This window comes from Amycolatopsis sp. NPDC003676, assembly GCF_053587275.1.
This window is the reverse complement of record NZ_JBSFNS010000155.1, coordinates 1-15,410: the sequence shown is the minus strand read 5'-3', so window position 1 is coordinate 15,410 and position 15,410 is coordinate 1. Positions and strand designations below refer to the sequence as shown.

The window sequence follows — 15,410 nt, the reverse complement described above, 5'->3', positions numbered from 1 at the left end:
TGAGGTGAGGCTAACCTAAAATGTGCGGGGCGGGCTATGGCTGGGGAGGATGGCGGGCGCCACGTTTGCCTGGATTGGGCGGGGTTCGGGCGTCGCGTCGGCTGGGCCAGCGGATGCGGTGACGGCTGGGTGCGCGAGCCGCCTGCCAGCGGATGGTCGTTCTCTTCGATCAGCGACGCGGGCAGCTGCGTCGTGGTGTCGGGGTCCAGCCCGGAGACCACCGCTCTGGAGATCTGCTGGGTGCTGGAGGAATCCATCGGAGACGTCATGTTGTCCGGCGTCACCACGAAGGCGCCGCGGGATCGTGCGCGTGCGAGCAAAGCGTCCGCGCGATCGCGGGGGTCCATTCCCCTCGGCCTCCCGACTGACCCGGGGCCTCTGGGGGAAGGCCCGCCTGTTTCCTGTCTAGGGTAGGCCCTCGGGGCCCGCGCCGCCCACGTTTCCCGCGGCTTGTCGCTCAGCGGTGCGTGATACAAAGGAGAATTCTGTGACGTCCGAGGTCGAGGTCGACGCCGTCGTACTGGTCGGCGGCCAGGGCACGCGGCTGCGCCCGCTCACGCTGTCCGCGCCGAAGCCGATGCTGCCGACGGCGGGCACGCCGTACCTGAGCCACCTGTTCTCCCGCATCCGCGCGGCCGGCATCCGGCACGTGGTGCTCGGCACGTCGTACCGGGCGGAGGTGTTCGAGGAGTACTTCGGCGACGGGTCCGCGCACGGTCTGGAGCTCGAGTACGTGGTGGAGGACGAGCCGCTGGACACCGGCGGCGCCATCCGCAACGTCTACGACCGGCTGCGCGCCGACCACGCGATCGTCTTCAACGGCGACATCCTCTCTGGGGCTGATCTGCACGCCCAGCTGCGCACCCACCTCGACTCCGGCGCGGACGTCACTCTGCATCTGCAGCGCGTCCCCGACCCGAGCCGGTTCGGTTCGGTGCCGACTGATTCCGAGGGGCGCGTCACGGCTTTCCTGGAGAAGACGCCCAACCCGCCGACGGATCAGATCAACGCTGGCTGTTACGTCTTCCGTCGTCCGGTGATCGAGACCATTCCGTCGGGTCGGCGAGTGTCGGTCGAGCGCGAGACCTTCCCTAGGCTCCTCGAGAACGGCGCGCATCTGCACGGATTTGTCGACTCTTCGTACTGGCTCGACGTCGGCACCCCGGAAGCTTTTGTGCGCGGCAGCGCCGATCTGGTTCGCGGCGTCGCGCCTACCTCCGCGCTGGCCGGGCCGACCGGCGATTTTTTGGTGCTGGACGCGGCTTCCGTCTTCACCGGAGCGAAGCTCACCGACGGTACGACGATCGGTGCGCGAGCCATTGTCGGGAAGGACGCGACGGTGTCCGGCTCGGTCGTGTTCGACGACGCGGTGATCGGTCCGGACGCGATTGTGGAGAATTCGGTGCTGGGTCGCGGAGCTCAGGTCGGCGAGGGCGCGGTGCTGCGCGGCGTGGTGCTCGGCGACGGGGCGTCGGTGGGGGCCGGCTGCGAATTGCTGGACGGCGTCCGGATCTGGCCCGGTGTTTCGGTGCCGGACGGCGGCATCCGGTTTTCGAGCGACGCGTGATGGAGTGGCGTCCGGGGTTTCCGGTGGACCTGGCCGAGGTGCTGGGTCCGCTGAGCCGTGGGCGCGGGTCGCTGAACTTCCGGCGCGACCGCGGCGTCTGGTGGCTGGCCGCGAACACGCCCGGCGGCAAGGGAACGCTCGCGCTGCTGCACCGGCCGGATGGGGTCGTCGAGGCCGAAGCTTGGGGCGACGGCGCGGATTTCCTGCTTGACGGCGTGCCCGCCTTGCTCGGCGCGGACGATGACGACACCGGCTTCGTCGCGCACCACGACGTGATCGCCGAAGGCCGCCGCAACGCGCCCGGCTTGCGGCTCGGGTCGACCGGGCGGGTGTGGGACGCGCTGGTGCTCGCGATCCTCGAACAGAAGGTGAGCGGCAAGGAAGCGATCCGGTCGTGGGCGGAGCTGTGCCGGTGGTTCGGCACGCGCGCGCCAGGGCCGGGCCCGGATTTCCTGCGGGTGCCGCCGGATCCGGTCGCTATTCGGTCCATTGTGGACTGGAACTGGCACAAGATCGGCGTGGACCTCAAGCGCCGCACGGCGTTGATCGAGGCTGCCCGGGTGGCTCCGCGGCTGGAGGAAGCGGTGCGGCTGCGCGGGGTCGAGGGACGCGCGTGGCTGCGAAAGGTGCGCGGCATCGGCGTGTGGACGGCGGCGGAGATCGCGCAGCGCGCATGGGGCGACCCGGACGCGGTCAGCTTCGGCGACTACAACATCCCGGCGATGGTCGGGCACACGCTGCTCGGGCGGAAGATCGACGACGAGGAGATGGCGCAGGTGCTCGCGCCGTACGCCCCACAGCGGCAGCGCGCGATCCGGTACCTGGGGGCGGCTGGGGCTCGGAAGCCGCGGTTCGGGCCGCGGATTGAGCTGCGGGATTACCGGGCGATGTAGGTCAGCGCGGCGGGTACGGGCCTGGCTGCTGACCGGGTCCCGGCGGCGGGTACTGGGCACCGGGCTGGTTCGGGTACTGCGGGCCGGGCGGCGGATACCCGGGCTGGCCGGGGTAACCGGGCTGCTGCGGTCCGGGCGCGGGATAGCCCTGCTGGCCGGGATAGCCCTGGCCGGGCGGCGGCGGATAGCCCTGCTGCGGCGGGAAGTAGCCCGGCGGCGGGCCTTGCTTCCGCCGGGACGAGGCCCGCACCGTCACCACGATCACGGCCACCACCCCAGCCAGCAGCATCAAGATGATGAGGTGCCAAGGCTGTACAGCCACGATGAAGATCCTCCCCTGGGCGAGGGTCCATCGTAGGCCGCTCAGCGGGGTTCGCGCACCGGAATGGATCAGCCTTGCGGGGGCTGCTGCTGCGGGTACTGCTGACCGGGCTGCGGCGGATACTGCTGCTGCGGGTACTGGCCCTGCGGCGGGAACTGCTGCGGAGCACCAGGCTGCGGCGGGTACTGCCCCTGCGGCTGCTGCCCGTACGGCGCGCCCGGCCCCTGCTGTCCCGGATACTGCCCCGGCCCGGCCTGCGGCGGCTGCTTAGGCCGTCCCACCGTGAATTTCAGGACCAGTACGACCACCAGCAGCACGATCAGCGCGACCGGCAGGACGAATTTCAGCATGGGGTTCCCATCGGGTCGGGCATGGACGCAACGAATGCTAATTCCTCGCCGCGGTCAGCGCAGGGCAGCCGCCGCGATCGCCACGCCTTGTTCGGCCGACAGGCCCAAGCCCCGGATGACCTCGGCGTACGTGGCCGCGGCGGCTTGGGCTCGGGACAGTGTCTCGTCGCCGGTCGCGCCGACGAAAGTGCCTGCTCTGCCTCGGGTTTCCAGCAGTCCGGCTTCCTCGAGCTCGCGGTACGCGCGCGCCACCGTGTTCGGCGCGATGCCCAGGTCCGCGGCCAGTCCGCGCACCGTCGGGAGTTTCGTGCCGACCGCCAGCGTCCCGTCGTTGATCTGGTTCGCCAGCGAGGTCCGGACCTGTTCGAACGGCGGAACGGGCGAAGCCGGGTCGTAGCTGATGCTCATCGTTGCCGCCGTTTCCTCCGGATGCTCACCACAATGCCCAGCGCCAGCAGTGCGAACGCCACCGCGAAACCGATCAGCACCACCCATCCGCTGATGGCGACGCCGGTGTCGCCCGGGTGCAGGTGCGGTCGCGCCAGGTCCATGCGCCCAGGTTAACGGGCCGCCGCGATCAGTTCGGCCAGATCTTCCGAACCCGCGGGCAGCGCGTCGACCGGCCACCAGCGCAGGTCGTCGGATTCCTCGCTGCGCACGGGTTCCGCGCCCGGCGGTGCGTGCACGGCGTAACGGACGTCGAAATGCCGCGTGGGGACGCCGAGTGAGCAGGTGATCGGGTGCACGTCCAGGTGCACCGGCGTTTCCCCGATCACCAGGCCGCTCATGCCGGATTCCTCGGTCGCCTCGCGAAGGGCGGCTTCGGATAGCGACGCGTCGGACGGTTCGCAGTGCCCGCCGAGTTGCAGCCAGCGGCCGACGCGCGGGTGCAGGGTCAGCAGGACCTGCGTGCCGGTCGAGTCGAGGACCACCGCGGACGCGGTCAGGTGCCCGGCCTCGCAGGAGCGCTGGCAAGTGTCCGAACGCGACGCCAGGAAACCGAGAAACGCTTGCCGCAGCGACTCTTGCGACGGAGCTTCCGGCTTCCACTCGGTCAGCGTGGCGACGGCGGATTCGTGCAGGGTCATCGTTCGATCAGCCAATCGCCGGTGGTGAGCGGGCCGCGCGGGGGAGCGGGTTCGGCCGGGTGCCCGATGGCGACCGCGCCGAGCGGATGCCACTGGTCGTCGAGATCCAAAGTGGACCGGACCAGGTCGGCGGCGAAAATGGTCGAGCCGATCCAGCACGAGCCGAGGTCTTCGGCGGCCAGCGCGACCAGCAGACCCTGCACGGCGGCGCCGGCGGCGACGGTGAACATCGTGCGCTCGTGCCGGTTTCGCCGGTCGTCCCGGTAGGTGTGCGCGCCTTCGGGCAGCAGGAACGGGATTACGAGTTCCGGCGCGCGGTAGAGAATGTCGCCGCGGGACAGGCGTTTCGCGATCTGTTCGGGGGTGAAGCCGTCGCTGGTCAGGTCGGCTTCCCACGAGGAGCGCATCGCGTCGAGGAGTTTGCGGCGCAGGCCTTCGTCGCGCAGCCAGATGAACCGGACGGGGTGCGTGTGGTGCGGCGCGGGCGCGGTGAGCGCGGCCGCGACGGCGCGCCGCATCGCCTCGGGATCCACCGGCTCGTCGCTGAATTGCCGGACGGAACGCCGGTGCGGCACGGCTTCCCGGCGGCCCTGCGCGATGGATTCGTTGGTGCCCAAGCGAAAGAGGTCGGTTTCGATCGGGCGGATCAGCTTGCGCGCGGTGGAACCGTCGTCGTGGATCTGCAGCCCGCGCACGACCGCCACCGGCAGTCCGCCGAGCTTGCCCTTCACGAGATCCGCGGCGGCGGCGATCTCGTCCGCGACCGCGATTTCCGTAACCGCCAGCTCGTTGCCCTGCGAATCGATCTGCCCGGCATACCCGTGCAGCACGCGCAGGCCGGACGCGCCGATCGCGGCGTCCGTCTGGCCGACTCGCCAGGCGCGGCCCATGGTGTCGGTGACGACCACGGCCACCTCGACGCCCAGCCGTTCCCGCAAACCGTTGCGCAGCGCCAACGCGGACGCGTCCGGGTCCGCGGGCAGCAGTGCCACCTCGTCGCCGCGCACGTTCGACGCGTCGATCCCGGAGGCCGCCTGCACGATGCCCAGCTGGTTCTCGGTGATCAGCGTGCGCGCGATGCGAGCGACGACCCGCACCGATTCTTCCTCGACCAGCTTGCGCCGGGCCGCGTCGCGCTCCTCGGGATCGCTCGGCACGCGCACCAGGCGCCCCTCGATCTTCGAGAAAGCCTTGCTGGTCACCACCACCACGTCGCCGGAGCGCAGCCACGGCGCGGCGGACACGATCGCGCCGGTCAGGTCGTCGCCGGGACGAAACTCCGGCAATCCGGGGACCGGGAGGATCTCGATCTTCTGGGAAGCGTGGTCAGTCAAGGGAGACTCCCGCTACGTCGAGCGCCGCGCGGACCATGTCCGCCGTCGCGTCCACATCGGACATCAGCAGCGGCACCGCGCGCACGTCCACGCCGGGCACCGTGACCTCGTGATCCTCCGGCGCGACGAGCCAGCCGTCGAGCACGCCGCCCTCGGTTCGCGCACCGTAATGCCGGCCGACCGCCTCCGCGGAGGTCTCCACGCCGATCGCGGTGAGGCACGCGTCGGCCATGCCGCGCAACGCTTTCCCGCCGATGATCGGCGACACCCCGACGACCTTCGCGCGGGATTTCCGCAGCGCGTCGCGCACCCCGGGCACCCCGAGCGTCGTGCCGACCGACACGACCGGGTTCGACGGCGCGAACAGCACGACGTCCGCCTCGGCCAGCGCCGCCAGCACGCCGGGGCCGGGCTTGGCCTCGTCGTTGCCGACCGCGACGATCGAATGCGCGGGCACACCGGCCCGGTAACGCACCCACCACTCCTGGAAGTGCACGGCCTTCTGCTGGTCCGGCTGCTCCGGATCGTCGATCACGACGTGCGTTTCGACCCGGTCGTCCGACATCGGCAGCAGCCGCACGCCGGGCTGCCAGCGGTCGCACAGCGCCTCGGTGACCTGGGACAGCGGATAGCCCGCGCGCAGCATCCGCGAGCGGATCAGGTGCGTCGCGATGTCCTTGTCGCCGAGCCCGAACCAGGTCGGCTCCGCGCCGTAGGCGGCGAGTTCCTCCTTGACCGTCCAGGTCTCGCCCGCGTGGCCCCAGCCGCGTTCGGTATCGATGCCGCCGCCGAGGGTGTACATGCAGGTGTCGAGATCCGGGCAGATGCGCAGGCCGTGCATCCACACGTCGTCGCCGGTGTTCACCAGCGCCGTGATCTCGTGCGGCGATTCGCCCGCGCCGATCGCGGGAAGTCCGAGTGCGGTTTTGACCCCGAGCAGGAAGCGGGCGCCGCCCACCCCGCCAACCAGTACGACGATCTTCACGACTGGCGATCCTCGCACGTCCGCGGCGCCGGGCCCCAGTACCGGTACCTGTGGTGCTCCGAACAGCCCAGCGCGGAATACAACGCGAGTGCGCCGCTGTTGCCCACCGCCACTTGCAGGACCCACTCGTCGGCACCGTGCGCGCGGCCCCAGTCCGCGAGCGCCTGGAGGACCGTCGTGGCGAGGCCGCGGCGGCGAAACGCCGGTGCGACCGCGAGCCGGGAGACGTGCAGCCAGTCGTCCACGATCGCGCCGCGCACCGCGCCCGCCGTGGTTCCGTCGGCCAGCACCACGCCGTAGCCGACCTTTCCGGTGGTCACGACGTGCCACTGGGCGGAACTCGGCTCCGTGGTGTTCTCGGCCAACTCCCACCATTCCGGCGTCGCCTGGTCGAGGACCTCGGCGCCGGGCGAAGGCCCGGACGGCAGCGGACCGGTCAGTACCGACACCTGGTGCCCGGCGGCGTGCTCGACCTGCTCGCGCCAGCCCGCCGCGGCCACCGCGCGCTCCAGCTCGCTGTCTTCCAGCACCTGAACCGCGGGCGGAATGCCGCGGGCGTGGGCGAAGTCACACACGGCCGCGAGCGCGTCCGGGACCGGACGGCCGGGGTCGCCGACGGCGAGTGTGCTGTTCGCGCGCCCGGTGAAGCCGTCCGCCCAGCGCAAAGTCCATTCTCCGAGCGGCTCCTCGACCACCGCCGGCCAGGCTTTCGCGCACACGATTTCGAGCTTTTCCCGGGAGTTCACGGTTAGATTGTGACGGAGAGAGCTGTCCCGTTCCGCAGGAGAACCCCATGAGCTACGCGCGCAAGGACGACCGGCACAACGATGAGCTTGTCGACGAGATCGCCGACGGGTTCAAGCGGACTCTCGAAGAAAAACGCGAGGACGGCAAGCCCGCCGGACCCGCGTTCACGATTACCGGCGATGCCCGGAACGCGCCGAAACCGCGTCGCCGGGACCGCTGAGCGGCGCGGATCCGCCCCGTTTCCAGGGGTGGGATAAGGGTCGCCTAACCACCACCGGGGGCCAGGGAAGCGCGTAATGTCCGCACCGACCGGCCCAGCAGGAGAAGCCAGGAGTACGCAGTGACCTACGTGATCGCCGAGCCCTGCGTCGACGTCCTCGACAAGGCGTGTATCGACGAGTGCCCCGTGGACTGCATCTACGAGGGCGAGCGGATGTTGTACATCCACCCGGACGAGTGCGTCGACTGCGGCGCCTGCGAGCCGGTCTGCCCGGTCGAGGCCATCTACTACGAGGACGACGTCCCGGACAACTGGTCCGACTACACCAAGGCGAACGTCGACTTCTTCAACGAGCTCGGCTCGCCCGGCGGCGCCTCCAAGGTCGGCAAGACCGCGCACGACCCGGGGTTCATCAAGGCTCTGCCCCCGCAGGGCGAATGACCCGGCTGCCCGACTTCCCCTGGGATTCGCTCGCCGAGGTCAAGGCCCGCGCGCAGGCGCATCCCGGGGGCATCGTCGATCTCTCCGTCGGCACGCCTGTCGACCCGGTGCCGGACTCGATCCGCGCCGCGCTCGCGTCGGTGTCGGAGATCCCCGGCTACCCGACCACGCACGGCACGCCTGAGCTGCGCGAAGCGGCCGTCGCGGCGTTGCGGCGGCGGTACGGGATCACCGGCGTCGAGCCGGACGCCGTGCTGCCGACGATCGGCTCGAAAGAGGCCGTGGCCTGGCTGCCGCGGCTGCTCGGCTTCGGACCGGGCGACGTGGTGGTCATCCCGGAGTTGGCGTACCCGACGTACGAGGTCGGCGCGCTGCTCGCGGGTGCCGAGGTGGTGCGTGCGGACGGGCTGACCCAGCTCGGCCCGCGCCGCCCGGCGATGATCTGGCTGAACTCGCCGTCCAACCCGACCGGCCGGGTGCTCGGCGTCGACCACCTGCGCAAGGTGGTCGAATGGGCGCGCGACCGCGGCACCGTCGTGGTGTCCGACGAGTGCTACCTCTCGCTCGGCTGGGAGGCGGAACCGCTGTCGGTGCTGCATCCGTCCGTCCACGGTGGACAGACGGACGGCCTGCTCGCGGTGCATTCGCTGTCCAAGTCGGCGAACCTCGCCAGCTACCGCGCCGGGTTCGTGGCCGGTGACCCTGCGCTGGTGAAGACCCTGCTGGAGGTGCGCAAGCACGCTGGCATGATCGTGCCGCGGCCGGTGCAGCAGGCGATGGTGGCCGCGCTGACCGACGACGAAGCCCTTGCCGTGCAACGTGAACGCTATCGCGCGCGCCGGGTGGTGCTGCGGAAGGCGTTGCAGGACAGCGGGTTCGAGATCACGTATTCCGAGGCTGGGCTGTATCTCTGGGCCACGCGCGGGGAATCCGCGCAGGCAACCGTGGAATGGCTTGCCGAGCGCGGGATTCTGGTCGCTCCGGGCACGTTCTACGGGCCTGCGGGTCGTGATCATGTGCGCGTCGCGCTGACGTCCACGGACGAGCGCATCGAGGCCGCCGCCGAGCGGCTCGCGCAGGGCTAACCGCCTCTCGCCCCGTCGACGGGCCGTAGCGTGATCCCGAGGTACGTGAGGGGAACCCTGAGGGAATCAGATTCCCTCAGGGTTCCCCTCACGTACTTTCGCGGCAGCCGAGTCATGCAGCCCCCTCGTCAGCCGGTTCAGTAGTCGCGGCCGGTGAAGCCGCGGTACACAAACCGCGTCAGCGCCTCGATCGCCTCCTCGTCCGACGGCTGATTCCAGCCCGCCGGCGGCGGAGTGAGCAGCCACATCTGCGCGAAGTTGTCGATCAGCTGGTACATCATCGCGATGGTGAGCTGGGTGTTCGCGGGGAGCCGCAAACCGGCCGCCGTGACGTGTTCGAGGTGGCTCTCGACGTCTGAGGCCTGAGTGGCGCCGAAGTTCGCGTACGTGGCGGCGAAGTCGTCGTTCACCATCGCCGCCTGGCGCAGCGCGAGCATCGTGGGCGCGTTGGCGCGGTAGAAGTCCCAGTACTGCCGCACGTGCCAGCGGACCGCGGCGGGATCGCTGAAATCGGACAGATGGCCCTCGCCCGCGGCCTGCCGGTCGCTGTCCTCGGCCAGGTCGGCCAGCAGCGCGACCAGCAGTTCTTCCTTGCCCGCGAAGTGGTTGTAGAACGACCCGGCGGCGCGGCCCGCTTCCTTGGTGATGTCGGTGATCTTCGTGTTCAGGTAGCCCTTGGCCGCGAACACGCGCTTGGCCGCTTCCTTCAGCGCCGTTTCCGTTTCGGCGGCTTTGTCCTTGCGGCTCGTCGCCGTCATCCGGCACCTCCCTTGACGGGAACGCTATCAGCGGGCATTCTGAATCCAGATTCACTGAATCAAAATTCACCGAGAGGGGCGAGGGACATGACGGTGCTGGTGGCGGGAGCGGGGCCGACCGGCCTCACGCTGGCGATCGAGCTGGCTCGGCGCGGGGTCGGCGTGCGGATCGTGGACAAGGCGGAGCAGTACTTCGCCGGTTCGCGCGGTGACGGGCTGCAGCCGCGGACGATGGAGGTTTTCGAGGATCTGGGCGTGCTGGACGCGGTGCTCGCCGCGGGCGCGCCGCCGTACCCGATGAAGGTGTACCTCGACGGGAAGTTCACCATGGTGCGGCGGATGGCCGAGCCGGTCGAGCCGACGCCGGCGGTGCCGTATCCGAATGCCTGGTTCCTCGGGCAGTCGCAGACCGAGGGGATCCTGCGGGACCGGCTGGCCGAGTTCGGCGTGCGGGTCGAGCTGAACACGGCGTTGACCGGCTTCACGCAGGACGACGAGGGCGTCACCGCTGAGCTGTCGACCGGGGAGACGGTGCGGGTCGAGTACCTGGTCGGCGCGGACGGCGGGAAGAGCTTCGTGCGAAAGGCGCTGGGGATCGCCTTCGAAGGGACCACGGACGAGTCGATCCGGCTGCTGCTGGGCGACGTCTCGGCGGAGGGGCTCGACCACGACTCGGGGTACTGGTTCGCGACGGCGGACGAGCCGATGTCCGGCGTCGCCTTCACGCCGCTCGCGGGGACGCCGCACTTCCAGTTCTCCTCCCCGCTCGGCGACGGTGCCGCGGAGGCCTCGCTGAGCGCGTTGCAGGCACACCTGGACCGGGTGTCCGGCGGTGGGATCCGGCTGCTCGACCTGGCGTGGTCCACGGTGTGGCGGCCGAACATCCGGCTGGCCGCGGCGTTCCGGAAGGGCCGGGTGTTCCTGGCCGGGGACGCCGCGCACGTACACCCGCCGACGGGCGGGCAGGGGCTAAACACCGGCGTGCAGGACGCGTACAACCTCGGCTGGAAGCTCGCCGACGGATCGCCTGCGCTGCTGGACAGCTACGAAACGGAACGGCGCGCGGTCGCGGCGCGGGTGTTGGGGGTGAGCAGTGCGTTGCTGGAGAAGTACAAGGAGGGTGCGGACGACGCGCACGAGCGCGGGCCGGAGACGCAGCAGCTCGACCTGACTTACCGCGGCGGGCCGTTGTCGCCGGTGGGCACGGGTGCGTTGCGGCCAGGGGATCGGGCGCCGGACGCGCCGCTGGTCGACGGGAATGGCAAGGGGGTGCGGCTGTTCGAGCTGTTCCGGGGTCCACATGCGACAGAACTGGTCTTCGGCGAGGGAGAGCTGGGGACGGAGCATCCTGCTTATCGGATTTCGCCGCAGGGGTCGACGGGGGAATTCGTCGACGCGGGCGGGCATGCTTATGCGGCTTATGAGGGGGCGCCGGGGAAGCGGGTGCTGGTGCGGCCGGATGGGTATGTGTGGTCGGTTAAATGACCGCGTGTTCGGCTTTTTCGATGCGGTGCCACACATCGAGCCACGCGGCTCGGGCTCGCGCTCGCTTGGCCAGCTCGTGTTCGACGGTCCGGCCCGGTGATCGCGCTCCGGTCGTGCTCGTGGATGCGAAGGGCAAGGGTCGGGGGGCGGTATGTGACCGAGTTGGTGTTTGGCGAGGGGCCGCTTGGGGCGGAGCATCCGGCGTATCGGCTTTGCCGCAGGGGTCGACGAGAGTGTTCGTCGACGCGGGGCGGGCGCTTATACGGCGTATAAGGGCGCTTCTGGGGAGTCGGGTGTTGGTGCGGCCGGACGGGTATGTGTGGTCGGTTAAATGACCGCGTGTTCGGCTTTTTCGATGCGGTGCCACACATCGAGCCACGCGGCTCGGGCTCGCGCTCGCTTCGCCAGCTCGTGTTCGACGATGCGGCCTGCGACGAAGCCGATCTCCGCGTCCGCGTTGGCCAGTGCGCCGCGCACTTTCTCGGCGGCGTAGACCGCGTCCTGGTGATCGCCCAAGACCGTCTGGAACTTGCGTGTCGCCTTGATCAGTTCGGACAGCTTTTCGGCCTGCTTCTTCTTCGCCGCCGATCGGGCCAATTCGGCGGTGTAGCGCAGCTTCTTGCCGTGGATGCGCAGCGCGTGCAGGTCGTCGTCCGGCGGATTCGGCGGCAGGGCGGCGACCGCGCGGGCGAGCTTCCGGTACGGCTTCCGTACGTCCGCGGCCAGGCCGGGCTTCTCGGACGGTGTTTCGTCGATCTCGTGCTCCGCGGTGCGGGACAGCTGGGCGATGCCCTGCAGCAGGGTCGCGTACCGCGGGCTCGACAGCGCCCGGTTCAGCCGGCGGCGGGCGGTGGTGCGTTCGGCGACGAAGCGGGACACCAGCCGTCGTCCGGCGGCCTGGTCTCGGACGTCGAAGCCGGCGATCACCTCGCGCAGATGGCCGATCAGGACGTCGTAGTCGCGGACCTCGCCGAGGACCTGGCCCAGCCAGCCGAGGTCGGCGCGCACGGGTTCCGCGGTGGCCCCGACCAGCGCGCTGGACGATTTCAGCACGCTGCGCATCCGCCGCTGCGCCACGCGCATCTGGTGCAGTTCTTCCGGATCGGCACCGGCCCGGGTGCCCGGTTCGCGGGACAGCAGTTCGCGCAGTTCGTGGTCGAGTTTGGCGCGCACGTGCGCGGCCGCCGGGGCCTCGGGGTCCGCTTTCACCGGTTCGGCGGGGAGCCCGAGTGCGGCCGGCGTCGTCGGTTCCGGAGTACGGCGGCGGCTGGTCGCTTCGGAAGTCACCTGGTTAATGGTAGGTGAACAACGATCGGATCGGAGTCCGCCGAAACAGCGAGAGGGTGCGCTCCCCGCAGCGGGAAGCGCACCCTCTCGAAGGCTGGATCAGTTGGCGTGCAGTGCTTCGTTCAGCTTGATGCCGACGCCGCCGCGCGGCACGACCTCGACCGCGCCGGTCGCGGAGTTGCGCCGGAAGACCGCGCCGGAGATGCCGGACAGCTCGCGTGCCTTGACCGTCTTGCCGTCGACCTCGACCTTGGTGCCCGCGGTGATGTACAGCCCGGCCTCGATCACCGAATCGTCGCCGAGGGAGATGCCCGCGCCGCCGTTCGCGCCGATCAGGCAGCGCTCGCCGACGGAGATCACCTCGGTGCCGCCGCCGGACAGGGTGCCCATGATCGACGCGCCGCCGCCGACGTCGCTGCCGTCGCCGACCAGCACGCCCGCCGAGATGCGGCCCTCGACCATCGACGCGCCGAGCGTGCCCGCGTTGAAGTTGACGAAGCCCTCGTGCATCACGGTGGTGCCGGACGCAAGGTGCGCACCGAGGCGCACGCGGTCGGCGTCGGCGATGCGGACACCGGTCGGCAGCACGTAGTCGACCATCCGCGGGAACTTGTCCACGCCGTACACGGCGACCGCGCCGCGCGACCGCAGCCGCAGCCGGGTCTGCTCGAAGCCTTCGACCGGGCACGGGCCGTGGCTGGTCCACACGACGTTGGCCAGCAGGCCGAAGATGCCGTCGAGGCTCTGCCCGTGCGGCCGGACCAGGCGGTGCGACAGCAGGTGCAAGCGCAGGTAGACGTCGTGGGCGTCGGCGGGCGCGGTGGCAAGGCTGCCGATCGTGACGCGCACCGCGACGACCTCGACACCGCGGTCGGTGTCCGGGCCGAGCAGCGCGGCCGCGGACTCGCCGAGCAGCTCGGTGGTCTGCTCCGCGGTCAGCCGCTCGGTGCCGCTGGTGCCTGCGTCGACCAGCTTGGGGTGCGGGTACCAGGTGTCCAGCACAGTCCCGTCGGACGTGACGGTCGCCAGCCCGACGCCGACGGCGCCGGTCGTTTCGGGGTCAGGGGTCTGCTCGCTCACGCTGGTCACGGTAGCCGAAGCGGGCCGGATCAACCCGTGGTGGCCAGCTGGTTCACCTTTTGCTTGACCTCGGTCAGCGCGGCCGAGATGGACACGAGCGCCTGCGTGCACTCCCCGCCCGGGGCCGGCACGGTGGTGCAGCCTGCCTGGCGGAACGCGCCGACCGCCTGGTCGATCGCGGTCGCGTCGCGGTCGAGCGGCTGGTTGACCGTCTTGCCCGCTTTCGCCAGCTTGTGCACCGAACCGGCGGTGTTGCCGACCTCGGTGACGTATTTCTCACAGCCCTTGGGCAGCTGCGTCTGCGGGCCGGTGAAGCAAGCGTCGGCGGACAGCGCCTCGAGCTTGGTCGGCAGGGCATCCGGACCCGGATCGCCGGCTCCAGGGCGGGCCTTGGGCCCGGCCTCGTTGCTGCAGCCGGTGAGGACGAGGGCGAGGACGCCGAGAGCGACCAGGGAGCTTCGCGTGCGCACGTCCTCACGGTAGCCCCCGCGCTGGCTGGGTACGGTGCCGGTATGACCTCCCTTGACCTGCGCGCCGATCCGGCCGAGCTCACTGCTGCCCTTGTGGATGTGTTCAGCGTCTCCGGGGAGGAGGGGCGGCTTGCTGACTTGGTGCAGGGGGCGTTGGTTGAGCAGGCTCCGCATTTGGAGGTTGTTCGTAATGGGGATGCTGTTTTGGCGCGGACTCATTTGGGGCGTGGGTCTCGGGTGATTCTTGCTGGGCATTTGGATACTGTGCCGGAGAATGCCAACTTGCCTTCTCGTCGTTCTGGTTCTGGGGACGATGCCGTGTTGCATGGGTTGGGGTCGGTGGATATGAAGGGTGGGGATGCGGTGTTTTTGCATCTCGCCGCTACTTTGCCGGAGCCTCGGCATGATGTGACTTTTGTTCTTTATGACAATGAAGAGGTTGAGGCTGTTAAGAATGGGCTTGGGCGGATTGAGCGGGAACTGCCTGAGTGGCTGGTCGGGGATCTTGCGATTGTGGGGGAGCCGTCCAATGGGGTGATTGAGGCTGGGTGTCAGGGGACGTTGCGGGTTGAGGTTCGGACGTCTGGGGCTCGGGCGCATACTGCGCGGGCTTGGATGGGGTCGAACGCGATTCATGCGTTGGCTGAGCCGTTGCGGCGGTTGGATTCTTATTCGGCTCGGGTTGTGGATATTGACGGGCTGACTTATCGGGAAGGGCTGCAGGCTACTTCTATTTCTGGTGGGGTGGCTGGGAATGTGGTGCCTGATGCTGCTGTGTTGACGGTTAATCATCGGTTTGCGCCGGATCGTAGTGCGGATGAGGCTGAGGCGCATGTACGTGAGGTGTTTGACGGGTTTGATGTGACGTTGGTGGATATGTCGCCTGGGGCGTTGCCTGGGTTGTCTGCTCCTGCTGCTGCGGAGCTGGTGGCTGCGGCTGGGGGGACTGCTGCGGCTAAGTTGGGGTGGACTGATGTGGCTCGGTTTGCTGCGTTGGGGATGCCTGCGGTGAATTTTGGGCCTGGGGATCCGACGCTGGCGCATACGCAGCAGGAGAATGTTCGGGTTGGGGAGATTCGGGGGGTTGCTGAGGTGTTGAGGAAGTTTCTTAGCTGAGGGGGCTGCTCGTCGCCTGGCGGCGACGTTGCGCCCGTTGGTTGCGTGGGGCACCCCGAAGCTTGATTGTGCTGACGGTCTGGGGGTGCTTGAACCCGGGGTGGCGCCGCCAGGCCGCCCCTCGAGTGATTGAGGGATGACAATGACGTCCACGCACACCTCTTCCCGGTGGCGGCTGCTCG

Annotated in this window: 20 protein-coding genes; 7 read left to right on the top strand and 13 right to left on the bottom strand. The window is 69.6% G+C overall.

Annotation, left to right across the window (positions count from 1 at the left end; all coding sequences use genetic code 11):
* A partial coding sequence (locus ACWDNU_RS41865) for a hypothetical protein (protein ID WP_449672927.1) occupies positions 1–347 on the bottom strand: 347 nt, incomplete at its 3' end.
* Positions 348–487: 140 nt separating this feature from the next.
* Between ACWDNU_RS41865 and ACWDNU_RS41860 the strand changes: the two genes are divergently transcribed.
* Together ACWDNU_RS41860 and ACWDNU_RS41855 are read left to right on the top strand one after the other, a co-directional pair.
* The gene (locus tag ACWDNU_RS41860) at positions 488–1,567 is read left to right on the top strand and encodes a sugar phosphate nucleotidyltransferase (protein ID WP_449672926.1); all 1,080 of its coding nucleotides are present in this window, start codon (positions 488–490) and stop codon (positions 1,565–1,567) included.
* Positions 1,567–2,460, top strand: a complete 894-nt coding sequence (locus ACWDNU_RS41855) for a DNA-3-methyladenine glycosylase family protein (protein WP_449672925.1) — start codon at positions 1,567–1,569, stop codon at positions 2,458–2,460. Before ACWDNU_RS41860 ends, ACWDNU_RS41855 begins: the two co-directional genes overlap by 1 nt.
* A 1-nt stretch (position 2,461) precedes the next feature.
* Here the strand turns inward: ACWDNU_RS41855 and ACWDNU_RS41850 are convergent, their stop codons facing one another.
* The 8 genes from ACWDNU_RS41850 to ACWDNU_RS41815 all read right to left on the bottom strand — a co-directional run bounded on the left by ACWDNU_RS41850 (position 2,462) and on the right by ACWDNU_RS41815 (position 7,285).
* Positions 2,462–2,782: a hypothetical protein gene (locus ACWDNU_RS41850; RefSeq protein ID WP_449672924.1), complete on the bottom strand. Its 321-nt coding sequence runs from the start codon at positions 2,780–2,782 to the stop codon at positions 2,462–2,464.
* Between the two features lie 68 nt (positions 2,783–2,850).
* A complete protein-coding gene (locus ACWDNU_RS41845) occupies positions 2,851–3,132 on the bottom strand; it encodes a hypothetical protein (protein WP_449672923.1) in 282 nt (93 codons plus the stop codon).
* Positions 3,133–3,186: 54 nt separating this feature from the next.
* A complete protein-coding gene (locus tag ACWDNU_RS41840) occupies positions 3,187–3,540 on the bottom strand; it encodes a GntR family transcriptional regulator (RefSeq protein WP_344288708.1) in 354 nt (117 codons plus the stop codon).
* On the bottom strand, positions 3,537–3,683 hold the full coding sequence (locus ACWDNU_RS41835) for an LPXTG cell wall anchor domain-containing protein (RefSeq protein ID WP_093575833.1): 147 nt from the start codon (positions 3,681–3,683) through the stop codon (positions 3,537–3,539). The genes ACWDNU_RS41840 and ACWDNU_RS41835 overlap by 4 nt, the downstream gene beginning before the upstream one ends.
* A 9-nt stretch (positions 3,684–3,692) precedes the next feature.
* The gene (locus ACWDNU_RS41830) at positions 3,693–4,220 is read right to left on the bottom strand and encodes an NUDIX hydrolase (protein ID WP_449672922.1); all 528 of its coding nucleotides are present in this window, start codon (positions 4,218–4,220) and stop codon (positions 3,693–3,695) included.
* Positions 4,217–5,554 (bottom strand): coenzyme F420-0:L-glutamate ligase, encoded by a 1,338-nt coding sequence (locus ACWDNU_RS41825; protein WP_449672921.1) that lies wholly within the window; start codon positions 5,552–5,554, stop codon positions 4,217–4,219. The genes ACWDNU_RS41830 and ACWDNU_RS41825 overlap by 4 nt, the downstream gene beginning before the upstream one ends.
* Positions 5,547–6,539: a 2-phospho-L-lactate transferase gene (gene cofD / locus ACWDNU_RS41820; protein WP_449672920.1), complete on the bottom strand. Its 993-nt coding sequence runs from the start codon at positions 6,537–6,539 to the stop codon at positions 5,547–5,549. The genes ACWDNU_RS41825 and cofD overlap by 8 nt, the downstream gene beginning before the upstream one ends.
* Entirely contained in the window at positions 6,536–7,285 is a 750-nt protein-coding gene (locus ACWDNU_RS41815; RefSeq protein ID WP_449672919.1) for a GNAT family N-acetyltransferase, read from the bottom strand. Before ACWDNU_RS41815 ends, cofD begins: the two co-directional genes overlap by 4 nt.
* Positions 7,286–7,332: 47 nt before the next feature.
* Here ACWDNU_RS41815 and ACWDNU_RS41810 point away from each other — a divergent pair, with 47 nt between their 5' ends.
* The 3 genes from ACWDNU_RS41810 to dapC all read left to right on the top strand — a co-directional run bounded on the left by ACWDNU_RS41810 (position 7,333) and on the right by dapC (position 9,032).
* Positions 7,333–7,506 (top strand): hypothetical protein, encoded by a 174-nt coding sequence (locus tag ACWDNU_RS41810; protein ID WP_093575832.1) that lies wholly within the window; start codon positions 7,333–7,335, stop codon positions 7,504–7,506.
* Positions 7,507–7,626: 120 nt separating this feature from the next.
* Positions 7,627–7,947, top strand: coding sequence for a ferredoxin (gene fdxA / locus ACWDNU_RS41805; protein ID WP_009072848.1), 321 nt, complete (start codon positions 7,627–7,629; stop codon positions 7,945–7,947).
* Positions 7,944–9,032, top strand: coding sequence for a succinyldiaminopimelate transaminase (gene dapC / locus ACWDNU_RS41800; protein ID WP_449672918.1), 1,089 nt, complete (start codon positions 7,944–7,946; stop codon positions 9,030–9,032). The genes fdxA and dapC overlap by 4 nt, the downstream gene beginning before the upstream one ends.
* A gap of 137 nt (positions 9,033–9,169) precedes the next feature.
* Here dapC and ACWDNU_RS41795 read toward each other — a convergent pair whose 3' ends face one another.
* A complete protein-coding gene (locus ACWDNU_RS41795) occupies positions 9,170–9,790 on the bottom strand; it encodes a TetR/AcrR family transcriptional regulator (protein WP_370940300.1) in 621 nt (206 codons plus the stop codon).
* An 87-nt stretch (positions 9,791–9,877) separates the two neighbouring features.
* Between ACWDNU_RS41795 and ACWDNU_RS41790 the strand changes: the two genes are divergently transcribed.
* Complete coding sequence (locus ACWDNU_RS41790; RefSeq protein ID WP_449672917.1) at positions 9,878–11,275, top strand: FAD-dependent monooxygenase; 1,398 nt, start codon at positions 9,878–9,880, stop codon at positions 11,273–11,275.
* A gap of 327 nt (positions 11,276–11,602) precedes the next feature.
* Here the strand turns inward: ACWDNU_RS41790 and ACWDNU_RS41785 are convergent, their stop codons facing one another.
* From ACWDNU_RS41785 to ACWDNU_RS41775, 3 genes are all read right to left on the bottom strand, one after another.
* Positions 11,603–12,562, bottom strand: a complete 960-nt coding sequence (locus tag ACWDNU_RS41785; RefSeq protein WP_449672916.1) for a CHAD domain-containing protein — start codon at positions 12,560–12,562, stop codon at positions 11,603–11,605.
* A 99-nt stretch (positions 12,563–12,661) separates the two neighbouring features.
* Positions 12,662–13,642: a 2,3,4,5-tetrahydropyridine-2,6-dicarboxylate N-succinyltransferase gene (gene dapD / locus ACWDNU_RS41780; protein ID WP_449672915.1), complete on the bottom strand. Its 981-nt coding sequence runs from the start codon at positions 13,640–13,642 to the stop codon at positions 12,662–12,664.
* A 29-nt stretch (positions 13,643–13,671) separates the two neighbouring features.
* Complete coding sequence (locus ACWDNU_RS41775; protein ID WP_370940296.1) at positions 13,672–14,112, bottom strand: hypothetical protein; 441 nt, start codon at positions 14,110–14,112, stop codon at positions 13,672–13,674.
* A 42-nt stretch (positions 14,113–14,154) separates the two neighbouring features.
* On the opposite strand from ACWDNU_RS41775, the gene dapE reads away from it, so the two are divergent.
* Positions 14,155–15,228: a succinyl-diaminopimelate desuccinylase gene (gene dapE, locus ACWDNU_RS41770; protein WP_449672914.1), complete on the top strand. Its 1,074-nt coding sequence runs from the start codon at positions 14,155–14,157 to the stop codon at positions 15,226–15,228.
* The last annotated feature ends 182 nt before the right edge of the window (positions 15,229–15,410 follow it).

Bases quoted from the DNA above. Each gene is read 5' to 3' on its own strand.
- ACWDNU_RS41855 (WP_449672925.1), top strand. From the start codon at position 1,567: ATGGAGTGGCGTCCGGGGTTTCCGGTGGACCTGGCCGAGGTGCTGGGT.
- ACWDNU_RS41845 (WP_449672923.1), bottom strand. From the start codon at position 3,132: ATGCTGAAATTCGTCCTGCCGGTCGCGCTGATCGTGCTGCTGGTGGTC.
- ACWDNU_RS41840 (WP_344288708.1), bottom strand. From the start codon at position 3,540: ATGAGCATCAGCTACGACCCGGCTTCGCCCGTTCCGCCGTTCGAACAG.
- ACWDNU_RS41835 (WP_093575833.1), bottom strand. From the start codon at position 3,683: ATGGACCTGGCGCGACCGCACCTGCACCCGGGCGACACCGGCGTCGCC.
- ACWDNU_RS41830 (WP_449672922.1), bottom strand. From the start codon at position 4,220: ATGACCCTGCACGAATCCGCCGTCGCCACGCTGACCGAGTGGAAGCCG.
- ACWDNU_RS41810 (WP_093575832.1), top strand. From the start codon at position 7,333: ATGAGCTACGCGCGCAAGGACGACCGGCACAACGATGAGCTTGTCGAC.
- dapC (WP_449672918.1), top strand. From the start codon at position 7,944: ATGACCCGGCTGCCCGACTTCCCCTGGGATTCGCTCGCCGAGGTCAAG.
- ACWDNU_RS41795 (WP_370940300.1), bottom strand. From the start codon at position 9,790: ATGACGGCGACGAGCCGCAAGGACAAAGCCGCCGAAACGGAAACGGCG.
- ACWDNU_RS41790 (WP_449672917.1), top strand. From the start codon at position 9,878: ATGACGGTGCTGGTGGCGGGAGCGGGGCCGACCGGCCTCACGCTGGCG.
- dapE (WP_449672914.1), top strand. From the start codon at position 14,155: ATGACCTCCCTTGACCTGCGCGCCGATCCGGCCGAGCTCACTGCTGCC.